Source organism: Geothermobacter hydrogeniphilus (assembly GCF_002093115.1).
In the GTDB taxonomy this organism is placed as follows: Bacteria; Desulfobacterota; Desulfuromonadia; order Desulfuromonadales; family Geothermobacteraceae; genus Geothermobacter_A; species Geothermobacter_A hydrogeniphilus.
On record NZ_NAAD01000009.1, the window covers coordinates 22,004 to 46,767 of the forward strand.

22 protein-coding genes and 2 riboswitches are annotated in these 24,764 nt (G+C 59.5%); of the genes, 10 read left to right on the top strand and 12 right to left on the bottom strand.

Features of this window, described 5'->3' with window-relative positions:
- Positions 1–18 precede the first annotated feature (18 nt).
- Positions 19–1,461: a TrkH family potassium uptake protein gene (locus B5V00_RS08345; protein WP_085010324.1), complete on the bottom strand. Its 1,443-nt coding sequence runs from the start codon at positions 1,459–1,461 to the stop codon at positions 19–21.
- The gene (trkA, locus tag B5V00_RS08350; protein WP_172399669.1) at positions 1,458–2,816 is read right to left on the bottom strand and encodes a Trk system potassium transporter TrkA; all 1,359 of its coding nucleotides are present in this window, start codon (positions 2,814–2,816) and stop codon (positions 1,458–1,460) included. The genes B5V00_RS08345 and trkA overlap by 4 nt, the downstream gene beginning before the upstream one ends.
- Before the next feature lie 233 nt (positions 2,817–3,049).
- On the opposite strand from trkA, the gene B5V00_RS08355 reads away from it, so the two are divergent.
- Positions 3,050–3,346: an HNH endonuclease gene (locus B5V00_RS08355; protein WP_085010326.1), complete on the top strand. Its 297-nt coding sequence runs from the start codon at positions 3,050–3,052 to the stop codon at positions 3,344–3,346.
- A gap of 219 nt (positions 3,347–3,565) precedes the next feature.
- A complete protein-coding gene (locus B5V00_RS08360; RefSeq protein WP_172399670.1) occupies positions 3,566–5,950 on the top strand; it encodes a putative bifunctional diguanylate cyclase/phosphodiesterase in 2,385 nt (794 codons plus the stop codon).
- A gap of 152 nt (positions 5,951–6,102) precedes the next feature.
- On the opposite strand, the gene B5V00_RS08365 is transcribed toward B5V00_RS08360, so the two are convergent.
- The 3 genes from B5V00_RS08365 to B5V00_RS08375 are packed head-to-tail and all read right to left on the bottom strand — an operon-like array spanning position 6,103 to position 7,757.
- The gene (locus B5V00_RS08365) at positions 6,103–6,732 is read right to left on the bottom strand and encodes a YkgJ family cysteine cluster protein (RefSeq protein ID WP_085010328.1); all 630 of its coding nucleotides are present in this window, start codon (positions 6,730–6,732) and stop codon (positions 6,103–6,105) included.
- Between the two features lie 58 nt (positions 6,733–6,790).
- The gene (locus tag B5V00_RS08370) at positions 6,791–7,297 is read right to left on the bottom strand and encodes a ferritin family protein (RefSeq protein WP_085010329.1); all 507 of its coding nucleotides are present in this window, start codon (positions 7,295–7,297) and stop codon (positions 6,791–6,793) included.
- Positions 7,263–7,757, bottom strand: a complete 495-nt coding sequence (locus B5V00_RS08375; RefSeq protein ID WP_085010330.1) for a ferritin-like domain-containing protein — start codon at positions 7,755–7,757, stop codon at positions 7,263–7,265. The genes B5V00_RS08370 and B5V00_RS08375 overlap by 35 nt, the downstream gene beginning before the upstream one ends.
- Before the next feature lie 213 nt (positions 7,758–7,970).
- Between B5V00_RS08375 and B5V00_RS08380 the strand changes: the two genes are divergently transcribed.
- Positions 7,971–8,450, top strand: coding sequence for a hypothetical protein (locus B5V00_RS08380; protein ID WP_085010331.1), 480 nt, complete (start codon positions 7,971–7,973; stop codon positions 8,448–8,450).
- 74 nt (positions 8,451–8,524) lie between these two features.
- On the opposite strand, the gene B5V00_RS08385 is transcribed toward B5V00_RS08380, so the two are convergent.
- From B5V00_RS08385 to B5V00_RS08405, 5 genes are all read right to left on the bottom strand, one after another.
- Positions 8,525–10,990 carry a bacteriohemerythrin gene (locus B5V00_RS08385; protein WP_085010332.1) on the bottom strand — a complete coding sequence of 822 codons (2,466 nt, stop codon included), beginning with the start codon at positions 10,988–10,990 and terminating at the stop codon, positions 8,525–8,527.
- 24 nt (positions 10,991–11,014) lie between these two features.
- The gene (locus tag B5V00_RS08390; RefSeq protein ID WP_085010333.1) at positions 11,015–11,575 is read right to left on the bottom strand and encodes a cache domain-containing protein; all 561 of its coding nucleotides are present in this window, start codon (positions 11,573–11,575) and stop codon (positions 11,015–11,017) included.
- 129 nt (positions 11,576–11,704) lie between these two features.
- Positions 11,705–13,639 carry a putative bifunctional diguanylate cyclase/phosphodiesterase gene (locus tag B5V00_RS08395; protein ID WP_085010334.1) on the bottom strand — a complete coding sequence of 645 codons (1,935 nt, stop codon included), beginning with the start codon at positions 13,637–13,639 and terminating at the stop codon, positions 11,705–11,707.
- 120 nt (positions 13,640–13,759) lie between these two features.
- Positions 13,760–15,577: a methyl-accepting chemotaxis protein gene (locus B5V00_RS08400; RefSeq protein WP_085010335.1), complete on the bottom strand. Its 1,818-nt coding sequence runs from the start codon at positions 15,575–15,577 to the stop codon at positions 13,760–13,762.
- Between the two features lie 345 nt (positions 15,578–15,922).
- Positions 15,923–17,761 carry a methyl-accepting chemotaxis protein gene (locus tag B5V00_RS08405; RefSeq protein ID WP_216355474.1) on the bottom strand — a complete coding sequence of 613 codons (1,839 nt, stop codon included), beginning with the start codon at positions 17,759–17,761 and terminating at the stop codon, positions 15,923–15,925.
- 123 nt (positions 17,762–17,884) lie between these two features.
- Between B5V00_RS08405 and B5V00_RS08410 the strand changes: the two genes are divergently transcribed.
- Positions 17,885–18,271 carry a thiol-disulfide oxidoreductase DCC family protein gene (locus B5V00_RS08410; protein ID WP_085010336.1) on the top strand — a complete coding sequence of 129 codons (387 nt, stop codon included), beginning with the start codon at positions 17,885–17,887 and terminating at the stop codon, positions 18,269–18,271.
- Between the two features lie 378 nt (positions 18,272–18,649).
- Here B5V00_RS08410 and B5V00_RS08420 read toward each other — a convergent pair whose 3' ends face one another.
- Both B5V00_RS08420 and B5V00_RS08425 read right to left on the bottom strand, forming a co-directional pair.
- The gene (locus B5V00_RS08420; RefSeq protein ID WP_085010338.1) at positions 18,650–19,159 is read right to left on the bottom strand and encodes a ferritin; all 510 of its coding nucleotides are present in this window, start codon (positions 19,157–19,159) and stop codon (positions 18,650–18,652) included.
- A 155-nt stretch (positions 19,160–19,314) separates the two neighbouring features.
- A complete protein-coding gene (locus B5V00_RS08425; protein WP_103116649.1) occupies positions 19,315–19,770 on the bottom strand; it encodes a hypothetical protein in 456 nt (151 codons plus the stop codon).
- A gap of 525 nt (positions 19,771–20,295) precedes the next feature.
- Here B5V00_RS08425 and yihA point away from each other — a divergent pair.
- The 6 genes from yihA to cobS all read left to right on the top strand — a co-directional run bounded on the left by yihA (position 20,296) and on the right by cobS (position 24,694).
- Positions 20,296–20,898 carry a ribosome biogenesis GTP-binding protein YihA/YsxC gene (gene yihA / locus B5V00_RS08430; RefSeq protein ID WP_085010340.1) on the top strand — a complete coding sequence of 201 codons (603 nt, stop codon included), beginning with the start codon at positions 20,296–20,298 and terminating at the stop codon, positions 20,896–20,898.
- Positions 20,895–21,149 carry a SemiSWEET family sugar transporter gene (locus B5V00_RS08435; protein ID WP_085010341.1) on the top strand — a complete coding sequence of 85 codons (255 nt, stop codon included), beginning with the start codon at positions 20,895–20,897 and terminating at the stop codon, positions 21,147–21,149. The genes yihA and B5V00_RS08435 overlap by 4 nt, the downstream gene beginning before the upstream one ends.
- A gap of 56 nt (positions 21,150–21,205) precedes the next feature.
- Positions 21,206–21,336: riboswitch (cobalamin riboswitch) on the top strand.
- Positions 21,337–21,416: 80 nt separating this feature from the next.
- Positions 21,417–21,536, top strand: a riboswitch (cobalamin riboswitch).
- A 109-nt stretch (positions 21,537–21,645) separates the two neighbouring features.
- Positions 21,646–22,176, top strand: coding sequence for a cob(I)yrinic acid a,c-diamide adenosyltransferase (locus B5V00_RS08440; protein ID WP_085010342.1), 531 nt, complete (start codon positions 21,646–21,648; stop codon positions 22,174–22,176).
- On the top strand, positions 22,176–22,697 hold the full coding sequence (gene cobU, locus B5V00_RS08445; protein WP_085010343.1) for a bifunctional adenosylcobinamide kinase/adenosylcobinamide-phosphate guanylyltransferase: 522 nt from the start codon (positions 22,176–22,178) through the stop codon (positions 22,695–22,697). Before B5V00_RS08440 ends, cobU begins: the two co-directional genes overlap by 1 nt.
- A gap of 189 nt (positions 22,698–22,886) precedes the next feature.
- Positions 22,887–23,948: a nicotinate-nucleotide--dimethylbenzimidazole phosphoribosyltransferase gene (gene cobT, locus B5V00_RS08450; RefSeq protein ID WP_085010344.1), complete on the top strand. Its 1,062-nt coding sequence runs from the start codon at positions 22,887–22,889 to the stop codon at positions 23,946–23,948.
- Positions 23,945–24,694, top strand: a complete 750-nt coding sequence (gene cobS, locus B5V00_RS08455; RefSeq protein WP_172399671.1) for an adenosylcobinamide-GDP ribazoletransferase — start codon at positions 23,945–23,947, stop codon at positions 24,692–24,694. Before cobT ends, cobS begins: the two co-directional genes overlap by 4 nt.
- Positions 24,695–24,764 lie beyond the last annotated feature (70 nt).

Below are 24,764 nucleotides of genomic sequence, written 5' to 3' on the forward strand. Positions count from 1 at the left end.
TTGTTCCGGATGGTCGTCCTATTTCCTCCAGAAGCTGGGGAAGATCAACACCAGAACCGTGAAAAGTTCGAGGCGTCCCAGCAGCATGCAGAGGATCAGTACTGATTTTCCGAAGGGAAGAATATGGGCGTAGTTATCGATTGGACCGACACTGCCGATCCCCGGACCGATGTTGCCGAGGGTCGCGATAACCGCGCCGGCGGCTGAGAGCAGATCAAGGCCGCAGGCCGTCATCAGCAGGGTCGCGAAAACGAAAACGCCGATGTAGAGGGCAAAAAAACCGAGAATGGCCTGCATGACGTCGCGTGCGACCGGCAGATCTCCCAGTTTGACCAGGCGCACCGCGCGTGGATGGATGAGGCGAAAGAGCTGAACCTGGGCATGTTTGAAGAGCAGCAGGACGCGTGCCACCTTGATGCCGCCGCCGGTTGACCCGGCGCAACCGCCGATGAACATCAACAGCACCAGCAGGTACTGGGCCACAACCGGCCATTGTTCGTAATCGGCCGTGCCGAAGCCGGTGGTGGTCAGGATCGAGGTCGCCTGAAAGGCGCTGTAACGCAGGTTGTCGACCAGGGAATGATAGACCCGCCCCTGGTTGATGATGATCAGCAGCAGGGTGGCTCCGAGAGTGATGCCGAGATAGCAGCGGAATTCTTCGCTGCGCCAGTATTCCCTCAATCGTCCGCGCAGGGCGTGATAATGCAGGGAAAAGTTGACTCCGGCGAGAAACATGAACAGGGTGATGATCCAGTCGATGTAGGCGCTCTGGTAGCTGCCGACCGAGGCGTTGCGGGTCGAGAATCCCCCGGTTGCCAGGGTGGCGAACGCATGGCAGAGGGCTTCGTAGAAATTCATTCCCCCCAGCATCAGCAGCAGTGTTTCGATCGCGGTGAGCAGCAGGTAGACGCCCCAGAGCAGCTTGGCGGTGTCCTGGATGCGCGGTTTAAGGCGGTCCGCGGTCGGGCCCGGCACCTCGGCCTTGAACAGCTGCATGCCGCCGACACCGAGCATCGGCAGGATGGCGAGGGAGAGGACGATAATCCCCATACCTCCCAACCAGTGCGTCAGCGCGCGCCAGAGCAGGATGCTTTCCGGCAGGCCTTCGATGGTGGTGAGGATGGTGGCACCGGTGGTGGTGAAACCGCTCATGGTTTCGAAGATCGCGTTGACGGGGTCGGGAATAGCGCCGCTGAAAAGGAACGGCAGGGCGCCGAAACAGGAAAACAGCAGCCAGCCGAAACTGACCACGGCAAATCCTTCGCGCAGGGACAGCTCGCTGTCGTTGCGGCAGCTGAAAAACATCGAGGCTCCGACGATCAGGGTGAGCAGCGCCGAGAGCAGCAACGCCGGGGTGGCACCGTCGGAAAAGTACAGGGAAAAGGGAACCGGGACCAGCAGGGTCACGGCAAGGCACATCAGCAGAGCGCCGAGCAGGCGCATGGTCAGTAGGATATTCATGCCCGGGCGAAGAAGGTTTCAACCTTGGCCAGGGCTTCCGGCATGGCGAAGATCACCACCCGGTCGCCGGCCTGCAACCGGCTTTCGCCGGTCGGAATTTCATAGGTCCGGTCGTGAACAATGGCACCGATGATCGCCCCGGCTGGAAAGTGGAGATTGCGCAACGGGGTGTTGATCACCTGGCTGTCAGCCTTGACTTCCAGTTCCAGAACCTCCGCGTTGCTTCCCTCGATGGCCGCCAGGGAGATGATGTCGCCTCGGCGCACGTACTTGAGGATGGCGCTGGCCGCTGCCAGACGCGGTGACACGCAGGCGTCGATGCCGAGCGAGGGGGCCAGGTTGAGAAGCTCCGGCTGGTTGACCAGGGTCAGGGTCCGGCGGACACCATGTTGGCGGGCGAGCAGGGAGCAGAGGATATTGCTTTCGTCATTTTCCGTGACGGCGATGAAGAAATCGGCATCGTTGATGCCTTCCTCGCAGAGGGTGCGGACGTCGGTCCCTTCGGCATGAATCACCAGGGTCCGACGCAGGCTGGCGGACAGTTTTTCGCAGCGTTTTTCATCGCGGTCGATCAGCCGGACATCGAACCCCAGTTTTTCCAGGTCCGCTGCGACGTGCAGTCCGATGTGCCCGCCGCCGAGGATAAAGGCCCGCCGCCGGCGGTTTTTCTTCTCTTCTTTCTGTTCCAGCATGTATTGGATCGCCGGCAGATCATTCTGGTGGACGACAATGAAGATGCGATCGCCTTCCTGGATGACATCATCGCCGCGCGGAATAATGGTTTTGCCGTCTCGACTGATGGCGGTGACGACGAACCGGTAGATACCGCGCAATGCTCCAAGTTCGCGCAGGGTCAGGTTGCAGAGCGGGTTTTCCGCGGTGATGCGGTAGCCGAGAAACTGGATCTGTCCTTCGACAAACTCGGCGACATCGAAGGTGCCGCTGCGATGGGCGATCTTGATGATCTCTTCGGCGACAGCGTCTTCCGGGTTGATCAGCAGGTCAATGCCCAGTTTTTCTTTCGACAGGACGGCCCGCCGGCCGCTGAACTCGATGCTCTTGACCCGGGCGACCAGGGTTTTGACCTGGTACTCGCGGGCCAGCAGGCAGGCCAGGATATTGACTTCATCGAGGTCGGTGACGGCGATGAAGATGTCGGTTTCCTTGATGCCGGCCTGTTCGAGAACCTCCGCGCTGGCCCCGTTTCCCTCGATTCCAAGGACGTTGAGACGGTCCTCGGCACGCTTGAGGCTTTCTCCATCCCGGTCGATGAGGGTCACTTCATGCCCCTCCAGGGAAAGGCGTTCGCAGAGAAAAAATCCGACCTGACCGGTTCCTATGATAAGGATTTTCATATAGTTTATAAGTCGTGGGGGCTCGGTACTGCTTCGTAAGGACGGGGTCCCCGGTTTCCGTCCGGTAACGGCCGCAGCACCATCCGGGAAATCCGGCCGGGCACTATTTAATGGCATAAAACCGGACTTTGTGCAAGCGCACGAAATGTATATGCTCGTTTATCCTCACTCGATACGATATCGGAGATGCTGTCTCCGGGCGATACCAATGAGGTCATGCAAGGGGTTGAAAGATGGAGTTTTATCAGGATGTGAGTGAAGAACATCTGCGTCGCGAGCGGGCCCGGGCTCGGGAATTGCGCAAAAGCCAGTGGTGGCGCAATCGGATTGCCCGGGGGCGTTGTCATTACTGCCGGGCGGAGGTTGCTCCGCGGGATCTGACCCTCGATCATATCGTGCCGCTGGTGCGTGGTGGTCGCAGCAGCAGGGGGAATTGCGTCCCCGCCTGCAAGGAATGCAACAGCCGCAAGCAGTCGTTATTGCCGATCGAATGGGAAGAATACCTGCGGAAACTGCAGCAGGAGGAGTAACTCTTGTTGAGTCAATTGGCGTGGTGTCGGGGTTTTGCCGGTTTCACGCCGGGTTGGAATGGATACGGGTTGTTTTTCTCCTGAGATTCAGCCTGGTTGGACATGTGGCTTGGATTTTGCAAAATCTTTCCATGAGGGCAGCCCGTGCCGGGCGGCCCATCCCGGTTCTGATGGGAGCGGAGGGCTGCCATGCGGGGGGCCGGATCACGGAGAGGGCCCATGAAGGCGTTGCAAAATCAAGATCCGCCGACCTGGCTGCACAACCTGATGACGTTTGAAAGTGCCGACGGGGCGGTTTCGGAAGACAGCCGACAGTTTACCAGCGCCCGCGGCCGGACTATTCTGGTCGCCCAGGCGCGCTGGCTGCTGTTGCTGGTGTTCGCTCTTTACGGTCTGGCGGCCGCAGTCACCTTTGCCTCCAGTCGTTACGGGCTGTTTGTCGATACCGCGCAGATTGTGACTCTGCTGGTCGCGGTGGTGACGGTTTTCGGCTACAATACCCTCTGCCATTTCTATTATCCGGTTATCTCCCGTCTGCGTTATGTCGATCACCTGCAGATCCTTTTCGACCTGATCCTGGTGACCCTGCTGGTTCACTACAGCGGCGGCGCGGCCAGCTGGTTCTGGCCGGTCTACCTGGTGGTCAGCATCGAGGCGGCGGTGCTGCTTGAAAGGCGGCGCCAGGTGCTGGCCATGGGCAGTCTCGGAAGTCTTCTGTACGGCGGACTGCTGTTGGCTGAATATCACGGCTGGGTGGCCAGTGTCGCCATGCCCTTCGTCGATCCCATCCTTCATTCCGACGGTCTTTACCTGGGGCTGAGCTGGTTCTGGGTTTGTGTCCTGAATGCCACGGTGGCCCTGATCAGCGCCTTCCTGATGCGTATCATCCGCCGGGAAAACCAGGCCCACAGAGAGAGTGAACAGCGTCTGGTCAGTTTTCTTGATACCGCCAATGACCTGATCTTCTGTGTCCGGGAGGATGGTTCCTTCATCTACACCAACCGCAGCTGGCAACAGACCCTGGGCTATGACAGCGAGTCGCTGCCGCAGCTCAAGCTGCAGGACATCGTGCAGCAGGATGACAAAAGTCGTTGTATTTCCGCTTTCAACAACCTGCTGGATGGAAACTCCGGGGGGGCCATCGAAGGGAAAATGACGGCCCGGGACGGCAGGGCCGTCAATGTCGAGGGCAGCATGACCTGCAGTCGCCAGGAGGATGGTGAGCGACTGGTCTGGGGGATCTGCCGTGATATCACTGAACGTAAACGGGCCCAGGATCAGCTCTATCACCTGGCGCACCACGATGCCCTGACCGGCTTGCCGAACCGGACCAACTTCATCGAACGGCTGCAGCAGGAACTGGCCATGGCCAAACGTATCGGCCGGGAAGTCGCGGTGTTGTTCCTGGATCTGGACCGTTTCAAAATGATCAACGACACCCTGGGGCATGATTCCGGCGACGCGCTGCTGGTCGAGGTCGCGGCACGGCTGAAAAAGCTGCTGCGTGAAACCGATGCCGTCGGCCGCCTCGGCGGTGATGAATTCGCCATTGTCCTTGGCAATCTCAATTGCAGTGCCGATGCCGAGCGGGTGGCGGAGAAAATTCTGAAAATTCTTGCTGAACCGCTACAGGTCAACGAACATGAACTTTTCATCACCACCAGCATCGGCGTAAGTCATTTCCCCGCTCATCACAACAGTCCCGAAGAACTGGTCAAGAAGGCCGACATCGCCATGTACAGCGCAAAGGCCCAGGGGCGCAACAATTTCAAGGTCTACAACCGGGCCATGGATTTCGACAGTGAACGGCGCATGATCCTTGAAACAGGAATCCGTCGTGCTCTGGAACGGGACGAATTCCGTATTCATTACCAGCCGAAGGTGGACGCCTCCACGGGCGAAGTGACGTCGCTGGAAGCTCTGCTGCGCTGGCAGCACCCCGACCTGGGGCTGTTGCCGCCAGCCGATTTCATTTCCCTGGCCGAGGAGACCGGGCTGATTTTTTCCATCGGCGAATGGGTTCTGCGGCAGGTCTGTCACCAGGTGCGGGAATGGGCGGACTTGGGTTTGGGTGATGTCCGGGTGGCGGTCAACCTGTCCGGTTACCAGTTGCAGCAGCAGAACCTGGTCGGCCAGATCAGCCAGGCCCTGGAGGATGCCGGGGTTTCACCTGAATGCCTGGAACTGGAAGTCACCGAGACGGTTGTGATGCAGAATCCTGATTTTGCCGTTGCCATTCTGCGGCAGCTCAAGGAACTGGGGATCTGTATTTCGATCGATGATTTCGGCACCGGCTATTCATCTCTTTCCCATTTGCGACGGTTTTCGATCAACACCCTGAAGATCGACAAATCCTTTGTGCAGGAGGTGGAACGCAACGCGACCGATGCCGCCATTACCCAGGCGATCATCGCCATGGGCAAGAGCCTTGATCTGAAGATCGTTGCTGAGGGGGTGGAGACCGAGGGGCAGCTCGAATTTCTGCGGGGACATGACTGCCATGAAATTCAGGGTTACCTCTTCAGTCAACCGGTCGCGGTTGACAAGGTCACTGAAATTCTGCGCAACGGCCTCGACCTCAAGTCCCTGCAGGCAGCGACCTAGTCGCCTGTACCCCATAAACTTACGCATCTTGCTTGTTCTTTGACGCCTCGGCCGCGTTGTGATTTCAGGCATGAACTACGGCTATGCGTCTGAAATAACGCCTTGTCGAGCCGCCAAACCCCGCCCGGCACAATCTTACGAAACTTTATCTGCTATTGCAGCCGCTGCCAGACGGCTTCGACCAGCTGCCGGCTGCGGGGCTCGAGGCCGGCATCCCGCAGGGCATCGGCCAGCCCGAGAAAGGCCTGGTTGAAAAGTTCCTGTTGCCAGAGATGGCAGAGGACCGGGGGGGACCGATCGAGGGCCGCCATGGTGATCGCCTCCCGGCAACGGTCGGCATCGGTGGAGGTCAGGCTGCGACAGAGCAGGGGGCGGACCGGGTAGATGCTGCAGCGTTTTTTCTGGTCGAGGAAGAGGCAGGGGCTTCTGGCCAGAAGGCGTTCCTGATCGTTCAATCCACCGACACGAAGATGGAGCTTGTGGGCTGCCTGGCGCAGATTTTCGAATTCCCCGGGAGTGAGATGCTGCCGGAGATAGGAACAGACGGCTTCTGTTTCGGCATCGAGAACTGCGACATTGACCTGGCAGCAATCACCGCATCCGGGGCGGCAGGCAATCTTCTCCCGGTGCTGCCGATGCCTGGTGAGGGTTTCTTCAGCGAGGTGCTGAACGGCGCGCGCCGCGGTTGACTGTCCTCCGGCGGAAGGGTTGCGTTGCAACAGCCTTAAGGCTGTTGCTGCAACCTTGCTGCGGAATTGATGCAGGTCTGGCCGTTCGTACATGGGGTTCTCCCGAAAGGGGGCCGGTCCCGGAGATAGCCGCCGGTGACGTTTTGCTGATTCAGGTCAGGATCTGTTCGCCGCTCAGTCGCTGCAGTTCGGCACGGATGGTTTCGTAGTGCTGGCGGGTAGCGTCGGCGTTGGCCAGGTAGACCCGTCTGATCTGCAGATCGGTCTGTTTTTCCGCCTGCCGACGCAGGTGTTGTTCGAGTTCCTCTTCCTTGCGCATCGCCAGTTGCAGTGCGGCCAGATCGGTACTGTCGGTGGCGTGGGTGTTTTCCAGTTCTTCCAGCCAGTCATTGGCTTCGTTGCGTCCCCGGTCAAGACAGGTTTGCAGGTCGGGGAGGTCGTTTCCCGAGTAGGTCTCCAGGAACCATTCAATATGTCGACGTTCATCCTCCGCCAGGTTGTTGAAAACCCTGCGGGCGCGTCCGTCACGCGCGGTTCGTGCCGCGCGCAGGTAAAAGTACATGGCGTCCCGCTCGGTCCGCACGGCGTCAAGCAGGGCCTGCCGGGTTGCGGAGGACCCGGTCCTATTCGCGGACGAAGGTGTCAATGTCGGTTTCATGAACCATGCCCATCAGACGGGCATATTCCGATTCGATCAGCTGGTAATGGCCATCGGTGGACCGGACGTTTTTAAGAAAAACTTCCTTGACATCCGGCTGGTCGAACCGGTCGGCCATCTGCTGCAGGTGCTCGGCGAGAGATTTTTCCTTCTGCATCGCCATTTCCATCGCCTTACGGTCGTCGAACTGGGCAAAAAGCTCCTTTTCAGTACTGCTCAGCCAGTCATTTTCAGCCGCCGGGTCGGCCGCCATCAGGGTGTCGAAATCCGGCAGGTCATCTCCCTGGTAGAGATCGTAGAACATCCGCGCATGGTCACGCTCTTCGTCGGCCAGCAGTTCAAAAGTTTTACGCGCCTGCTCGTTGGTCATGTGGCCGGCGCCGAGTCGATAAAAATCCATGGCGCTCTTTTCAGTCATGATCGAGCGCTTGATGGCTTCCTGAACGGTAAGGCTTTCCATTCTGTTCTCCTTCGATGCGGTGTGGTGATGGCCTGACTCAGGCCGGGTCGATTATTCTAGAGTTAACCGAAATGCAGATGGTGTCAACCATTTCAGTCTTTTTTACCCCCTTTGTAAACCCTGGCCGCCGGTTTGCGTCTAACGGGGTAAGACAGGCGCTGCAGACCTGGTTTCAGATTGAACTTACCCATGACCAACCACAAGGAGAACAAGATGAAAACCACCACTGGGATTATTGCCGTCACCGCCGCCTTGCTGTTGCTCTCCGCTCCGGCTTTCGCCTGGCAGCGGCCGAGTCGGGGAGAGGTCCGCCATTACAAGGCCGAACGCCACCAGGCTCGGCAGGATTATCGCCGGGACCGGCAGCAGGACGTCAGGAGTGCCCGCCGGGATCGCCGCCAGGATGTGCATGCCGCCCGCGAGGACAGGCGCCGGGATAATCGTGCCTATCATCGGGACATGCGTCAGGATCATCGGGCTCTGATGCAGGCCGACAGTCCCGAAGCGCGTCACGAGGCACGTCAGCAGATGCGTGATGACCGACGTGACTATCGTCGCGAAAAACGGGATGACCGGCGTGACTTTGCGGTCGAACGGCGTGAGGATCGCCAGGGCTTCAGGCAGGAACGGCGTGATGATCGTCAGGGCTTCAGGCAGGAGCGACGGGAGGATCGCAGGGAATTACTCAACTGAGGAATCCTCCTCTCTTCATTGCAACATGGCGGGCCGCCCGGAAGCACCGGGCGGCCCGTTGTTGCTGGTGCTGTTCAGTTCAGGGTTTCGCGCAGCAGGACGCCGTAACCATCACGATCCTCCGCCTTGATATGGTAGAGCAGCCAGCCCTTGAGGAAGTTGAAGACTTCGGCCGGCGTCAGGCGTTGCCCGCTTTCGAACCGTTTTTGGAAATCGAGAACTTTAGAGACGAACTGGGCATGCAGTTTTTTATGTTCCTCAAGTCCCGGATAGTTGTGGTTTTTCATCAGCATCTCCTCGGCGGAGAAATGACTTGCGGTGTAGTCGATCAGCTGCTGCAGAATCGGGGCGATGGCGGACTTGTCCCGGCCGTCGCGCATGGCGACGAACAACTCATTGATCATGTCCACCAGTTTCCGGTGTTGTTTGTCCATCCCGTCGACCCCGGTTGACAGTGCGTCGCTCCAGGTGATCAGCTCATTCGGGTCGGCGCTCTGAAATGAGATCCCTCCCCAGCTTCCGGTGGCTGTCTCCGGGACGGGATGCGGTGACCGGGGCGCATCACTGTCGCTCTGGTATTGCGTCTTGAACTGCGAGAGGATCTGCAGCAGTTGGTTGGCCTGGGCCGACAGCTCCTCGGACGCGGCGGCGCTTTCCTCGGCGCTGGCGGTGTTCTGCTGGGTGACGTTGTCGATCTGGGTGAGCCCCTGGTTGACCTGGTCGATTCCCTCCGCCTGTTCGTTGCTGGCACAGGCGATTTCGGCCACCAGGTCGGTGACCTTGTTGACACCCTGGACAATCTCGCCGAGCGCCTCGGCGGTCTGATTGGCGATCCGACCGCCCTTGTCGGTCAGGGTGACCGAACTCTCGATCAGCTCGGCCGTTTCCCGGGCCGCCTTGGCGCTGCGCCCGGCGAGGTTGCGGACCTCCTCGGCGACCACCGCGAAGCCTTTGCCGTGCTGGCCGGCGCGAGCTGCCTCGACGGCAGCATTGAGGGCCAGCAGGTTGGTCTGGAAGGCGATTTCATCGATCACCTTGATGATCTTGCTGATGTTCTGCCCGGCCGCGGCGATTTCCTTCATTGCCTCGACCATCTCCTGCATCTGCAGGTTGCCCTTTTCCGCCGCACCCTGGGCGACGCTGGTCAACTGGTTGGCCTGATCCGCGTTGGCGGCGTTGGTCCTCGTCTGTGAGGCGAGTTCGTTCATGGTGGCGGAAATCTCCTCCAGCGAGGAGGCCGACTCCGTGGCCCCCTGCGAGAGAGTCTGGCTCGATTCGGCGACCCGGGTTGACCCGTAGGCGACCTGTTCGCTCGCCTGGTGAATGGTGCCGAAGATGTTGTTGAGTTTTTCGAGCATGGTTTTCAGCGCCCGCCCGAGGGTGTCCCGATTCGAACTCAGGCGTACCTCGTGTGACAGGTCGCCGGCGGCGATGCGGGTGGCGAATTCGGCTTTTTCCTCAAGGCTTTCCGCCATTTTGTTGAGGGCGTCGGCGAGGCGGCCGATTTCGTCACTGCCCTTGACTTCCATCCGCTGGGAAAGATCGCCGGCCTGAATGGTTTCCGCCAGTTCGATTCCCTTGTGCAGCGGCCGGATAATCGAGCGCATCACCAGCCAGGAGAGAAAGAGGAAGATGCCCGCGCCAAGAGCGGTGGCGATGCTGATGACCAGCACCGCCTTGCTGCGGGCGGCTTCCTTCAGGGCGCTGCCGGCGGCGAGCAGGGTTTCGCTGCCGTTGAGCAATTGCTTGCCGATGGAATCCAGCTGCATGACCGTGGCATCCTGTTGCCCGAAGAGTTCTCGGGCATTGTCCAACCTGGCGAGATTGCTCTCGATCAGCTGCCGGCTTTCGACCGCCGGCTTGATGTAGTCATCTTCACCACTCGCCTTGGAGAACTGTTCCAGCCCGGCGAGAACCCCCTGGCCGACGTTGCGGAAGTAGTCTTTGAATGCGGTGATATGGGACGCGTCGTTGCTGAGCAGGAATTTCTGCAGGCTGTTCTGCATCCGCAGGGCCAGGTTGCTGCTGTCCCGAACCAGCGACAGCAGGTTGACCTCGTTTTCCGAGAGCGTTTCTCCTTCCATCTGCAGGTCGAATTCCCGGCCGCGAACCGCATCCTCGATGGTGGACAGATCCTTTGAGACGGTCGCCAGGTCAGCCTTCATCTTGTTGTCCAGCGACTCGTTCTGTTTATGCAGTGAGACCACCCGGGAAAAAGTCTTCCGGTAATCCTGCAAACTTTTTTTCAGGCTCGCGGTGTCAATGGCTTCTCCGGTGGGCAACTGGTCGAAGTGTTTGATGGCCTCGTCCAGTTTCTCCTGGAGTTTCCTGGCGAAACTCTGGTCGTAGAACTGCAGGTAGGCCTTTTCAGCGACCCGTGCCTGTTGGACCTCTTCGGTGGCACGGAAAATTTCAACCTGCAGGCCGTGAGCCTGGTCGATGCGGTCGTTGAAATAGACCCCGACCACGATGACGAAGGCGAGCAGCGACAGGGCCATCACGCTGAGCAGGGCGAGCTTGGTTTTGAGTGATAAAGTCATGACTGCCCTCACGTAGATTACGGATTACTTCATCGCCGCCTGGATCTGGTCCATGGTGATGTCATAGACGCCGGAACCGATCACGTATTTCTTGCCGCCGTATTCGGCCAGCTTGACGTAGGAAACTTTCTGCGAGGGTTTCTTCTCGCCCGGTTTCGGCCACCAGTAGTCGACCCAGCCGCTCCCTTTTTCGAGGGCGACGCGGTTGAATTCGACGAACAGCAGTTTGCCTTTCTTGTCCTTCAGCGGCAATACGTTGCGTCCTTCGAGTTTCGGCTTCATCGGATGCATCAGCATCGTGCCGTCATCGCCGGAATGGATCCAGATGTAGGTCCCGGCGTAGATGAAATCGCTGTCATACCCCTTGAATTTGGGAAAGGCGGCCGGGCCTTCCTTGGCGATCAGCGCCGCGCCCTGGTTGACCTTGTCCATGACCATTTGTACTGTCGGCTTGGTGCCTGCGGTATCCCTGGCCTTCTTGATGCTGCCTTCGTCGACGCTCATGCCCCAGGCCAGGCCGGTCAGGGTGAACAGGCTGACCGCGCAGATGAATCCGATCCAGAGTTTTGTCCTGTTTTGCTGCATGGTTCATTCTCCTTTTTCCGGTTTTGCCATGTGTCGGCTTGGTTGATTTTTTCCGTAGAGTTCTTATCGACAGTTGTTTTGATAAATTTAAAACAATGTTTGTTAAAAATATTTTACTGCTTCCCGGCCTCAGGATAGTCCCGCCCGGCAGGTGATGAGACCGGGACTTCGGCGATTTTTACCGGTTTGGATGTTCTGGAGATAACGTTCCAGAACGGCTGCCGGCATCGGCCGGGCAAAATAGTAGCCCTGCATATCGAAACAATCCCGCTGCCTCAGAAATTCAACCTGTTGTGCTGTTTCCACCCCTTCGGCGATAACCGCGAGGCCCAGGCTGCGGGCCATGGCGATGATCGTGCCGACGATGGCGGCGGCGTTGCCGCCATGACTTATTTCTCCGACGAAGCTGCGGTCGATCTTGATGCGGTCGATGGGAAAGTCCTTGAGGTAGCTGAGGGATGAGTAACCGGTTCCGAAGTCGTCGATGGCCAGGCTGATACCACGCTCCTTGAGTCCCCTGAGGTTGCGGAGGGTCGTTTCGACATTGTGCAGCAGCACGGTTTCGGTCAGCTCCATCTCCAGTTCGAGACGGGCGGGGTCAAAATCCGCTTCCCGCAGGGCCCGGTCGACGACGGTAAGAAAGTCAGGCTGTTTGAACTGTTGGCCGGAGATGTTGACCGCCATCCGCAGGTTGGGAAGCTGTGCGTGGCGCCAGGTGCGTAACTGGCGACAGGATTCACGAAGAACCCATTCACCAAGGGTGCGAATCAGCCCTGTTTCTTCGGCTATCGGAATAAATTCAGCCGGGTAGACCAGCCCGCGTCGTGGATGATGCCAGCGCAACAGGGCTTCGACGCCCCGAATACGGCCGTTTCGGTCGTCAATCTGCGGTTGGTAGACCAGGGCGAATTCTCCCTGGTCCAGCGCCTGACGCAGGCGGGTTTCCATATCCCTGCGCTGTGCGGCCTGCCGGGTCATCCGTTTCCGGTAGAAGCAGAGGTTGTTGCGGCCCTGTTCCTTGGCGGCGTACATTGCCATATCGGCGTGTTTAAGCAGAGAACTGCTGTCTTTGCCGTCGGCGGGATAGCGGGCGATGCCGATGCTGGTTGAAACATGCAGTTGTTTGCCCGCCAGGAGGAAGGGTTTTTCCAGTGTCTTGAGCAGAGTGTTGCCGAAGTGTTCCAGTTCGTTCCGGTTGTGGACATCGGTCAGCATGATGACGAATTCATCCCCGCCCAGCCGGGCCAGTGTTCCGCCGGCGGGAATCAGGCACGAAAGTCTTTCGGCAACCAGCTGCAGCAGGCGATCCCCTCCGGCATGGCCGATGGTGTCATTGATGTACTTGAATCGGTCGAGATCGAGAAAGAGCAGCGCCAGTTGTTGTTCGCTGATGGCGGCCTGGGTCAGGGCTTCGGTCAGGCGCTGTTTGAAAAAGCTCCGGTTGGCAAGGCCGGTCAGGTTGTCATGGTAAGCGAGTTCCTCGATCTCCTGTTCGACCTGCTTGCGGTCGGTGATGTCGAGCATCGCGCCGACCAGACCGGCCGGACTGCCATCGGCGGCGGCGAAAACCGCCTTGTGAAACATGACGTGATGGCGGCTGCCGTCGGCGTATTGGACTTCGGTTTCATAGACCTGTTGTCCGCCCTGTTCCATCAGTTCGCTGTCAGCCCGATGGTACGTGTCGGCCAGTTCCCGGGGGGCGACATCCCAGACACTGGCGCCGATGATCTTCTCCCGTGGAAGACCGATAAAGGCTTCGAAGGCCCGATTGCAACCGAGGTAGATTCCGCGGTGGTCTTTGAAAAAGATCGGTGCCGGGATGGCCCGCAATACCGCCTGCAGCAATCGGCTCTGCTGCTGGAACTGGCGCCGGAGGTGGTCATGCCTGGCAAACGCGGCCCTGGTGCGTGCCGTCAACCAGGCAACCAGGATGGTCAGGGCGAAGGTGACCAGCGCCGGCAATGCTGAGAATTGACTCAGCATGTTCAGTTGGCAGGCCGCCAGGATTATGCCTCCGGAGGCGATGACGGCCAGGCTGATAAGCAGCAATGTGACGCGTTTCATGCGGGACGGTCCTGACCTCCCCCTCCTGAAGGTGCGAGCGACGGGCGATGGATTGTTTATTCAGGGGCCGTGAGCCGGTTAACGTCCTTCCGCCGTTCTTCGGCGGAAGGACGCTGCGGATCAATATCGACCGAACTCATCGTCGTTCAGGGCGATCATCTCCTCTCCTCGGGGAGCGGCGGATCCCCCCCCCCAGTTTCCGTTTCCCGCAGCGGGCTGCGGCGGACGGGGAGGGGCTGCCGCCGGAATCGTGCTCGGGGCTGCAGTCATGGCATGCTGTTTGAGCTTGAAGCGGGAGAGCATGTTGTGGAGCTGGGCGGCCTGGCTGGAGAGTTCTTCGCTGGCGGCCGCGCCTTCTTCGGCGTTGGCGGTGTTCTGTTGGGTGACCTGGTCGATCTGGGCCAGCCCCTGGTTGACCTGGGCGATGCCCTGCGCCTGTTCGTTGGAGGCGGCGGCGATCTCCGAAACCAGGTTTGAAACCTTGGTAACACCGTCGACGATCTTGCCCAGGGCCTCGGCGGTCTGACCGGCGATGTGGCTGCCGCGCTCAGTCAGGTCGACGGATCCTTCGATCAACTCGGCGGTTTCCCTTGCCGCCCGGGCGCTGCGCGCGGCCAGGTTGCGGACCTCTTCGGCAACCACCGCGAAGCCTTTGCCGTGCTGGCCGGCGCGGGCCGCCTCGACGGCGGCGTTGAGGGCCAGCAGGTTGGTCTGGAAGGCGATTTCGTCGATCACCTTGATGATTTTGGAAATATTCTGGCCGGCGTCGGCGATTTCACCCATGGCCGAAACCATCTCCTGCATCTGCTGATTGCCCTTTTCAGCTGCCGCCTGGGCTTCATCGGAGAGTCGATTGGCCTGGTCGGCATTTTCGGCGTTCTGCCGGGTCTGGGAGGACATTTCATTCATCGAGGCGGATATTTCCTCCAGCGACGCGGCCGATTCGGTGGCCCCCTGCGACAGGGACTGGCTGGAATCGGAAACCTGACTCGCCCCGGCGGCGATCTGTTCACCGGAACTCTGGATATCGAGCATCACCCGGTTGAGATCCTGTTCCAGCTTCTGCAGCGCCCCGCGTACCACGTCCTGGCTATCGCGTGGTTCGATGCTGAAGGTCAGGTCACCGGTTGCCAGTCGTTGCAGGGATGCGACCACTTCGTTCTGCAGTGAGTCGGCAAAAGCGTCCATCGCCCTGGCCATGCGTCCCATCTCATCCTTGCGGTCCATGTTCAGACGGCGGTCAAGATGTCCCTTCTCCATTTCTTCGATCATCTCCACCGTCTGGTGGAGGGGATGGGAAACATGGCGGGCGAGGAACCAGACCAGTGCCGCGGAGACCAGCAGGGAGAATCCCAGGACCCCGATCACCGACCAGAAAGCGGCCGCGATCCGGCTCTGAATGTCATCCAGGTAGACCCCGGCACCGACGATCCAGCCCCAGTCCGGATGCCGGCGGACATAGGAGAGCTTGTCGACCGGTTTGTCGTGGCCGGGTTTGGCCCACTGGTACTCGACGAACCCGGCGCCGTCTTTGGCGGTGACATTGACCATCTCCTTGAACAGGTAGACGCCGTTGGGGTCTTTGACGGCGGACATGTCCTTGCCTTCAAGTTGCGGCTTGATCGGGTGCATGACGATTTTCGGGGTCGTGTCGTTGATCCAGAAATAACTGCCGTTCCCGAACCTGAGAGCCCTGATGGCGCTCTTGGCCAGCATCTGCGCTTCGCTGCGGGAGAGGTCTTCGCCGACGCTCCTGCTGTAATGGTCAATGATGCCCCAGGCGGTGTCGACCGCCGCGACCAGTTGTTCGCGGCTGCCTTCATAGAGCTGGTCGCGGTACTGGCCGTAGAGCCAGAACGAGCTGGCGGTGAAGATCAGAATCAGGATGCCGGTGACCAGGTAGATTTTCTTGCCGATGTTCAGGTTCGCCAGATTCATAATGATTTTTTCCTTCCTGCTGATGACTGCTTTGGGTCAGTTCCCGGAGGCACAATTGAATAAAGACACATAGCGTTTACGGGATGTCCGCATCTGTTGCCGGTTCCTGCGAAGGGGGTTGCGGCGATTTTGTCGCCATGCGTTTCGGGTGCTTTACGTCAAGACCGACGACACTGCTTTTGAGGACAGTTGCGGGTTGGTTACACAATTATTATCGGAGGCGGTGATGGTCGGCTTTAGATCAATAGTTAGAAAAAACACCCATGTGCAACAGCTAATAATGTCTGGGGTGGGGTGTGACAAGGAGGCCCCCCGGCGGATTACCGGGGGGCAGAAGATTCCAGATCAGTATTTTCCGAACTCACTGTCATCCAGGGCGATCATCTGTTGAGGCGGGTCATTCATCTGTTCCCAGCCGCTGTCCGTGGCACCTGTCCCGGATGGAGCCGGGGTTTGTTGTTTCGCGAGAGGAGATGGCAGAAAAGTTCCTGTGACTTCGCCGCCGCTGTTTTTCAGGGTGAAGCGGCTGAGCATCTGCCGCAGCTGGGCGGCCTGGCTGGAGAGTTCCTCGCTGGCGGCGGCGCTTTGTTCGGCGTTGGCGGTGTTCTGCTGGGTGACCTGGTCGATCTGGGTCAGCCCCTGGTTGACCTGGCTGATCCCCTGGGCCTGTTCGTTGGAGGCGACGGCGATTTCCGCCACCAGGTCGGAGACCTTGGTGATCCCCTGGACGATTTCACCGAGCGCTTCGGCGGTCTGGTTGGCGATGCCGCTGCCTTTTTCGGTCAGGTTGACCGATCCCTCGATCAGTTCGGCGGTTTCGCGGGCCGCCTTGGCGCTGCGCCCGGCGAGGTTGCGGACCTCCTCGGCGACCACCGCGAAGCCCTTGCCGTGCTGGCCGGCGCGAGCTGCCTCGACGGCAGCATTGAGGGCCAGCAGGTTGGTCTGGAAGGCGATTTCGTCGATCACCTTGATGATCTTGCTGATGTTCTGCCCCGCCTCGGCGATCTCGGCCATGGCGTTGACCATTTCCTGCATCTGGGCGTTGCCCTTTTCGGCGGCGTTCTGGGCTTCGTCGGAGAGCCTGTTGGCCTGTCCGGCATTCTCGGCGTTCTGCTTGATCTGGCCGGTCATCTCGTTCAACGAGGCGGTGATCTCTTCCAGTGACGAGGCCGACTCGGTGGCTCCCTGCGACAGGGACTGGCTGGCGTCGGAGACCTGGGCGCTGCCGGCGGCGATCTGCTCGCCGGCGACGTGGATTTTTGCCAACACGCCGTTGAGGTCGTCGGCCAGTTTCTTCAGGCTGGTGCGGAACTGGTCCTTTTCATCGCGTGGCACGACCTCGAAGGTCAGGTCGCCGTCAGCCAGCTTCTTCAGGTTGGCGACCATTTCGTTCTGGATCGAGTCGGCAAAGGCATCCATGGTTCTGGCGACTTCGCCGATTTCATCATTACGCTGCAGGTTGAGACGCATGTCGAGATGTCCATTTTCGAGTTTGCGGATCATCTCGACAAGTTTCCGGGTGGGGACGGTGAGATTGCGGGTCATGAAAAAACCGCAGATACACATCGCCAGCAGCGCCAGCAGGCCGCACAAGATCATGGCCCATTGTTTCTGGCGGACAAAAGAGTCCATTTCTGCCGGGGTCGCTTCAAGTTTTTGATTCGCCGCGGTGGAGATGGAAAAGGCAGTTTCGATCAGATCCCGGATCGGTCCCTTGTATTTTTTGATGGCATTGTTGCCGGCGGCCGGATCGCTGATTTCTCCGGACTTCATCATGCTCCAGACGCGGTGAATTCCTTCCCGGTAAGCAGCGGCGCCATTTTTCATCTTGGTGACCGCCTGGCGTTGAGCCGGGTCTTCAATCAGGCTGCTCAATTGTTCCAGGTGACGGTTCAGCCTGGTAAAGGTTTTATCCCATTTTGCCTGGTAGGACGCGACTTTGTCCGGATTCGAGACATTAAAAAAGCTGTCCTTTTCATAACGGCGCAGCCCGAGGCTGTCGACGGTGACGGCCGCGGCGGTGGCGGCGATCATGCCGTCCCTGGCAATCGCGGTATCAGCCTTGGCCCCCAGTCTGGAAATACCGAAGAAACCGATGCCGGTGGTGACTGCCAGTAACAGGGCGAAGATTGTCAGGACGATGAAAAACTGGATACCGATTCTGAAATTCTTGAGCGAAACCATATCTAATTCCCCCTTCAGACCAAGGATTGCCCTGGGCCGGATGTGTTAAACTCTTTACAGTTTAACCTGTTGCCCTTATCGACATCCCGTTCAAGCTCCTTAAGAAAAAAATAATTTTCGCCTATGCCGACCGTTCCCGGAGACAAGAATACCGAATTGATTATTTTCTACGATGGTTCCTGCGGACACTGCGCGCGGGCAATCTCCCGCTACCGTCGGCTGGCGCCGAGTGGGCGGTTTCAATGTGTCGATGTCAGCGGTGACCACTTCTGTGCCGGAGATTATGGTCGGGAGTTGGGCAAGTTTATGGCCCAGATGCACGTGCGGGACAAGGTCGGGGGCTGGCACCGGGGGATCGACGCGCTGCTGCTGATCTGGGCATTGCTGCCCGGATGGCGTTACCGGTGGCTTTGCCGAATTCTGCGCCGCCCCGGTTTCCATACCCTGGCCGACATCGGTTATCGGACCTTTGCGGCCAACCGGCATCGCTGGTCCGGCCATGGGAGATGAACCCCGACCATGGGATCAGGCAAAAACAAAAACCCCGCCATTCCGGCGGGGTTTTCATCACAGGTGACCTGCTGAAGAGGGCGTCCGGCAACCAGGTTTCGTCCCTTGTACCAATGGTGGCCCCAGGAAGTGCGCTTCAGGCTTCCCACTGCATCGGCGGGCCTGCACACCACGCCTTGCCGGAGGCGGGACTGTTACGCAAGCTGACGAACCGGCTGGCCGAGGACGCCGTCTCCAGCATGTCATTGGTCCTGCTTGACCATCTTTTCGACTGAAGCCGGTAGATGGTTTAGGGATAAAAAAAGGCCGCCGATGGATTTCGGCGGCCGGTTCTGAAAATTCTTGAATTGCTGAGAGTTGTCTGGTCCGATTTCGGGCTCAGGCCGGTGCCGGGGCAACGAAAGTGCGCGCGCCAAGCTCCTCGTCGAGTCGCAGCAGGCCATTGCCGTCATCGCCGATGCGTTCCAGCTTGCGCAGGATCAGGCCGAAGTTGGATTCCTCCTCAACCTGCTCGGTGACAAACCACTGCAGGAAAATCTGTGCTGCGTGGTTGCCCTCATCCCTGGCCAGATCCATCAGTTTGTTGATGCTGGCGGTGACGAACCGTTCATGTTCGAGACTGTACTGGAAAGCGGCCAGCGGGGAGTCGAAACCGTTCTGCGGTGCGTCGAAGCCGCGCAGGTCGGTGCGACCGCCGGCCTCGGTGATGAAGTTGAAGAATTTTTCGCCATGGGTCAACTCTTCCAGGGCCTGGATACGCATCCAGGAGGCGATGCCGGGCAGGTCCTCGGATTCGAAATATCCCGCGATGGCCAGATAGAGATAGGCCGAATAGAATTCATTTTTCATCTGCTCGTTGAGAGCGCCCTGCAGTTTGTCGCTGAGCATGCCAGCCTCCTTTTGGGAATGAGATGGGGATGAACTCATGTATATCATGGGGTCGGTCCCTTGCCAACCGCGGGGCTGATTCCATGAATCTCAGAAAAACAAAAAGGGCGGAACCGGTCGGTTCCGCCCTGAAAAGGATTTTTGATCAGGAGGTGTTACTTGGTATCGGCGAAAATAATCTGTTTCAGCCCGTCCAGCGGCAGGTTCTCACTGCCGAGTTCGAGGGTGAAGGGATTGCGGTAGGTATAGGTGATGAATGTGCAGTCACAGTCAGAGGGCAGAAAAGCATCACGAAGGATGAATTTCTTGCCGTCCGATTTGCGGGTCAGTTCGATCTGCCCGGAGCTGATTTCGTTGCCCGACATGCTGTAATTGACCTTGGGGCTGTCGAGAAAGAGAATTTCCGACACGGTTTCCAGGGGGACTTCAATCGGGGTTCCATTCCACCAGCCTTTGACCAGGGTGCGGTCGATCTGGAAGAAGCTGACTTCCTGTCCGTCCAGGGTGATGCATTTGCCGGGCCGGGCGTCGGCCGCCAGCGAAACACCCACCTGAAGGGACACCAGCATGACGGCAACGGCAAGCAAGCGTACCCACTTAGCAACTTTCATTTCAGATCATCTCCTTAACTGCGATGTTCAAAGGAATTCGTACCCTCGTCAGGGTTATTTCAGGCCGGTAAGGACCGGCGACAATCGGCAGTATGACCGGGGGGAACCGTGTGCCCGGGCGGTTCCCGGGTGATCGCTCCGGCATCCTGCTGCGGGAACAAACTGTCCCGGAAGGCGCTGATGCCGGAAAATCTCTGTATGCTTAGCAATTCCGCAAAAAAAAATCAATGATTTTTCACTCTTTGTACCGACCCCGGGAGTGAGACCCAAATCCACCGGCAATTTCGGGATTCGGCTGTCGTTACGGCTGAATCTGCTTCGTTGCCTTCACCGCTTCGGTGCTCAACGTAGCTCGGCTACGTCTACGCCCGAGTCGGCGCGGCGCCTCGCATCTCCACCAGTTCCGCCACCCTCGGTCCACAAAACAGCCGGTGGATTTGGGTGGGACTGAATCGCTTGTAGCCGCGCCGGGCGCCGTGCTACAGTCCGCCCGGAGAGAGCGTCAACCCGTAATCGGAGCCGACCATGCACATCCGTTCTGCCGAATTTATCCAGAGTGCCACCCGACCGGGCAACTACCCGCCCGAGCAGGGTCCGGAGATCGCTTTTGCCGGGCGTTCCAACGTCGGCAAGAGCAGCCTGATCAACAACCTGGTCGGTCGCCGCAAGCTGGTGCGCACCTCGCGGACACCGGGCCGGACCCAGTTGCTCAATTTCTTCCGCATCAACGACCAGTTCTGTATGGTCGACCTGCCGGGCTACGGGTTTGCCAAGGTGCCGCCGGAGGTGAAAAAAGCTTGGGGGCCGATGGTGCATACCTACCTCGCACAGCGTGCCAGCCTGCGCGGCGTGGTCTGGCTGCTCGACTGCCGCCGGGTTCCCAACGACGAGGACCTGCAGCTGCTTGACTGGCTGGAGGAGTTGCAGATTCCGACCATCCCGGTGATCACCAAGATCGACAAGGTCAAGCGCAGCCAACGGCTGAAACAGCTCAAACCGATTCTGGCGACGACCGGGCTGCCGGCCGATGCCTTCAGTTCCTTCTCGGCCCTGTCCGGGGAGGGGCGCGAGGATGTCTGGGAGCGGATCGTCGAGGCTCTTGGCCTGGATGGCGAGGTCGGGGAATGAACGGCTACCAGTGGATCGGGCTGATCGGCGGACTGATGGTCGCCTTCGGTTTCGTGCCGCAGATCATCAAGGTTCTCCGTACCCGCTCGACCCACGACCTGTCACTCTTCATGTTGTTGATCATCTTCATCGGCGGTCTTTTCTACACCACCTATGCCTTTCTCGCCGGTGACCCGGTGTTTATCATCATCAACCTGTTGGCGACCGGCAATACTCTGCTGCTGCTGATACTCAAGCTCATCTACCGCTGAATCCGGGTGAATCCGTTGACACCGGTCGTACCCCTCTGTTAGTTATGGACGCCTGACATAACCTGGGTGTCCGCCGTAGAGATTACGGCGGAAGAATAGGGAAGAGGGTGCAAGTCCCTCGCTGCCCCGCAACTGTGAACGGTGACGAACGCCGCTAGTACCCAGTACCCCATAATACTTATCGTATTCTGCTGGTTTATTTGCCGCGCCGACTACGTTGCACTTTTCAGTTGCATAGCTACGGCTATGTAACTGAAAGTGCGCCTTGCCGGCTCGCCAAATCCCGGCGCAATCTTACGAAGTTTTACGAGGTACTGGGTACCAGAGCCACTGCCGGAGAAATCCGGTGGGAAGGCGCGGCCGGAGGATGATCCGTAAGCCAGGAGACCTGCCCGGATGCAGATGGATGCTGGATTTTTCGCGGGAGAGGTCCGGGCAGCGCCAGCCACAGATGGCAGCGGACCCCGGACCCCTTTGACAGGTGCGGGGTTTTTTCATGTCGGCAGACAGGGTTGGACTGCTGCAGGTCTATACCGGGGACGGCAAGGGCAAGACGACCGCCGCCACCGGTCTGCTGGTGCGCGCCCTCGGCCAGGGGCTGCGGACACTGCTGGTGCGTTTCCTCAAACCGGCCGTACCGCGTTCGGGTGAGTTGATCATTCTGGAGCAACAGACCGGACTTGAAATTATCGATGCCGCCAAAGGGGTGATCGGCCGGCAGGTCGATCCTGAAGAGATGCGGGCCAATGTCACCGCAACCTTCGACCTTGCCGCGCAGCGACTGCGGACCGGTGATATCGAGCTGGTGGTGTTCGATGAGATTCATGGCTGTCTCAATCGCGGCTACCTCGATTTCGAGCGGTTCGCCGGTTTCCTCGATCAGCGGCCGGCCGCCCTGGAGGTGGTCTGCACCGGGAGACGGGCTCCCGTGGAACTGCTTGAACGTGCCGACCTGGTCACCTGTATGCAACTGGTAAAACACCCACACGAACAGGGGATCAAAGCCCGAAAGGGGATAGAATACTGATGTCGCGCCTGGTTTTTATTACCGGCGGGGCGCGTTCGGGCAAGAGCAGTTATGCCCAGCGGCGCTGCGAGGAACTGCCGGGGACATTGCTCTATGTCGCCACCGCCCGGGTTGAGGACGCGGAGATGGCGGAGCGCGTCACCCTGCATCAGCAGCAGCGGGGTGAACGCTGGGCGCTGCTGGAGGAGCCGCTTGATCTGTCTGCCCGGCTGCCCGATGTCACCCCGGGCCGCTCGGCAGTGCTGCTCGACTGTTTGACTCTGTGGCTGACCAACCAGCTGTTCGCTGCCGGCGAACAGCCCGTTCCGGTGATCGCCGCGGCGGAGCAGTTGATCGAAACCCTGCGTCGACTGGATATCCCGGTCTTCGTCGTCAGCAACGAAGTGGGCAGCGGCATTGTCCCCGACAATGCCCTGGCGCGCACCTTTCGTGACCTCGCCGGCAGGGTCAACCAGCTTTTCGCCGCATCAGCGGACGAGGCCTGGTTGCTGGCCAGCGGATTGCCGCTGCGATTGAAATAACCCTGACCTGAATCAGTGAGTTTCTGCTGGATGGAGAATGCAAGTGCCTGGTCTGCATGAGATTTTCAGAAATCTGCAGCGCACCCACAGGTTCGCTGGTGATTTTTGGGGAGCTCAGGCAGGTCAATGACTTGTGCTGTCCGCCGACAAGGAGCTCACTGATTCAGGTCTGAATCAGGAGAATGTTTCATGCCGTCAATTGATCTTCATACCGCCCTCGACCGCATCAAGCCGGTCGCTGATGAGAAACTCGCTGAGGCCCAGGCGCGTATCGACAGCCAGGCCAAGCCGCAGGGGTCCCTCGGCCGGTTGGAGGAATTCGCCCGCCGTTATGTTGCCATCACCGGTCGCGACAATATTCGCAGGAAGGTTGTTTTCACGTTTGCCGGTGACCACGGCGTGGTCGCCGAAGGGGTCAGCGCCTTCCCCGCCGAGGTGACCCCGCAGATGGTTCTCAATTTCATTGACGGCGGTGCCGCCATCAATGCCCTGGCGCGACACGCCGGTGCCGAAGTGATTGTCGTCGACATGGGCGTCAATTACGACTTTCCGCCGCTGGACGGCCTGCTGCAGAAAAAGGTCGCCAGGGGCACCGCCAACCTTGCTGAAGGTCCGGCGATGAGCCGTGAACAGGCTGTCGCGTCCCTCGTGACCGGCATCGAGCTGGCCTTTTCCTGTGCCGAGGACGGCATCGACCTGGTCGGTACCGGCGATATGGGGATCGGCAACACCACCCCTTCATCGGCGATTCTCGCTGCGTTTTCCGGGCTGCCGGTTGAAGACCTGACCCATCGCGGCACCGGCATTGATGATGCTGGCCTGGCGCGCAAGCTCTCCGCCATCCGTCGTGGTCTGGAGATCAACAGGCCTGATTCCGGAGACCCCGTCGACGTGCTGGCCAAGGTCGGCGGTTTCGAGATCGGCGGTATCGCCGGACTGGTGCTGGGGTGTGCCGCGGCCGGTCTGCCGGTCGTGGTCGACGGCTTCATTTCAACCGCCGGGGCGCTGATTGCTTCGGAGTTGCATCCTTCGGTCAGGGATTACATTTTCGCCGCCCACCAGTCGGTGGAGATCGGCCACAGGCACATGCTGCAGCGTATCGGTCAGCAGCCGATCCTCGATCTTGATCTGCGGCTCGGTGAAGGGACCGGCGGCGCGCTGGCGATGAGCCTGATCGAGGGGGCGCTGCGCGCCTATCGGGAAATCCGCACCTTCGATGATGCCGGGGTATCGGCAGGGGGCGATCGGTGAAACGGGAGTGGGATGATTTCCGCGTCGCGGCCGGGTTCCTGACCGTGCTGCCGACGGTGCGCGAACTGGACATGCCTCCAGAGAGGCTGGCGCGCAGCATGGGACTGTTCCCGGCGGTCGGCCTGGCCATGGGACTCGGCCTGGTGATTATCGACTGGCTGCTCGGCGCCCTGATTCCGCGGCCGGTACTTGACGGCCTGCTGGTACTGGTGCTGATCCTCGTTACCGGGGCGCTGCATCTTGACGGTATCGCCGACCTGGTCGATGGTCTCGCCGGCGGTCGCGGTGATCGTGAGCGTACCCTGGACATCATGAAGGACAGCCGGGTCGGGGCGATGGCGGTGGTCGGGGTGGTGATGCTGCTGCTGCTCAAGTACCTGAGCCTCTACAATGTTCCGCTTGAGCACAAGAAGGCCGCCCTGCTGTTGATGCCCTGCGCCGGACGCTGGATCCAGGTGGTGCTGGCGGCCTTCTGTCGCTACCTGCGGCCGGAAGGGACAGCGGCGGCTTTTGTCGAACAGGTCGGGGAAAGGGAAACTCTGCTGGCAACCGCGACCCTGCTGCTCGCCTGTTTCATCCTGTTCGGTCTGAAGGGAGTCCTCCTGCTTTTTCTGTTGGGTCTGGCGGCCGTGGTGCTGATCCGTTATTTTGACACCCGGCTCGGCGGCGTGACCGGAGATGTTCTCGGAGCGGCGACTGAAATTGTCGAGGTGCTGAGCCTGATCCTGGTGCTGGCGGTGGTGTGAAAGGGCCGATGAAAAACGCCCGCCTGCGGCGTTGCCCTCATCCTGTGTCAACGACGTACCTTCAGGTACG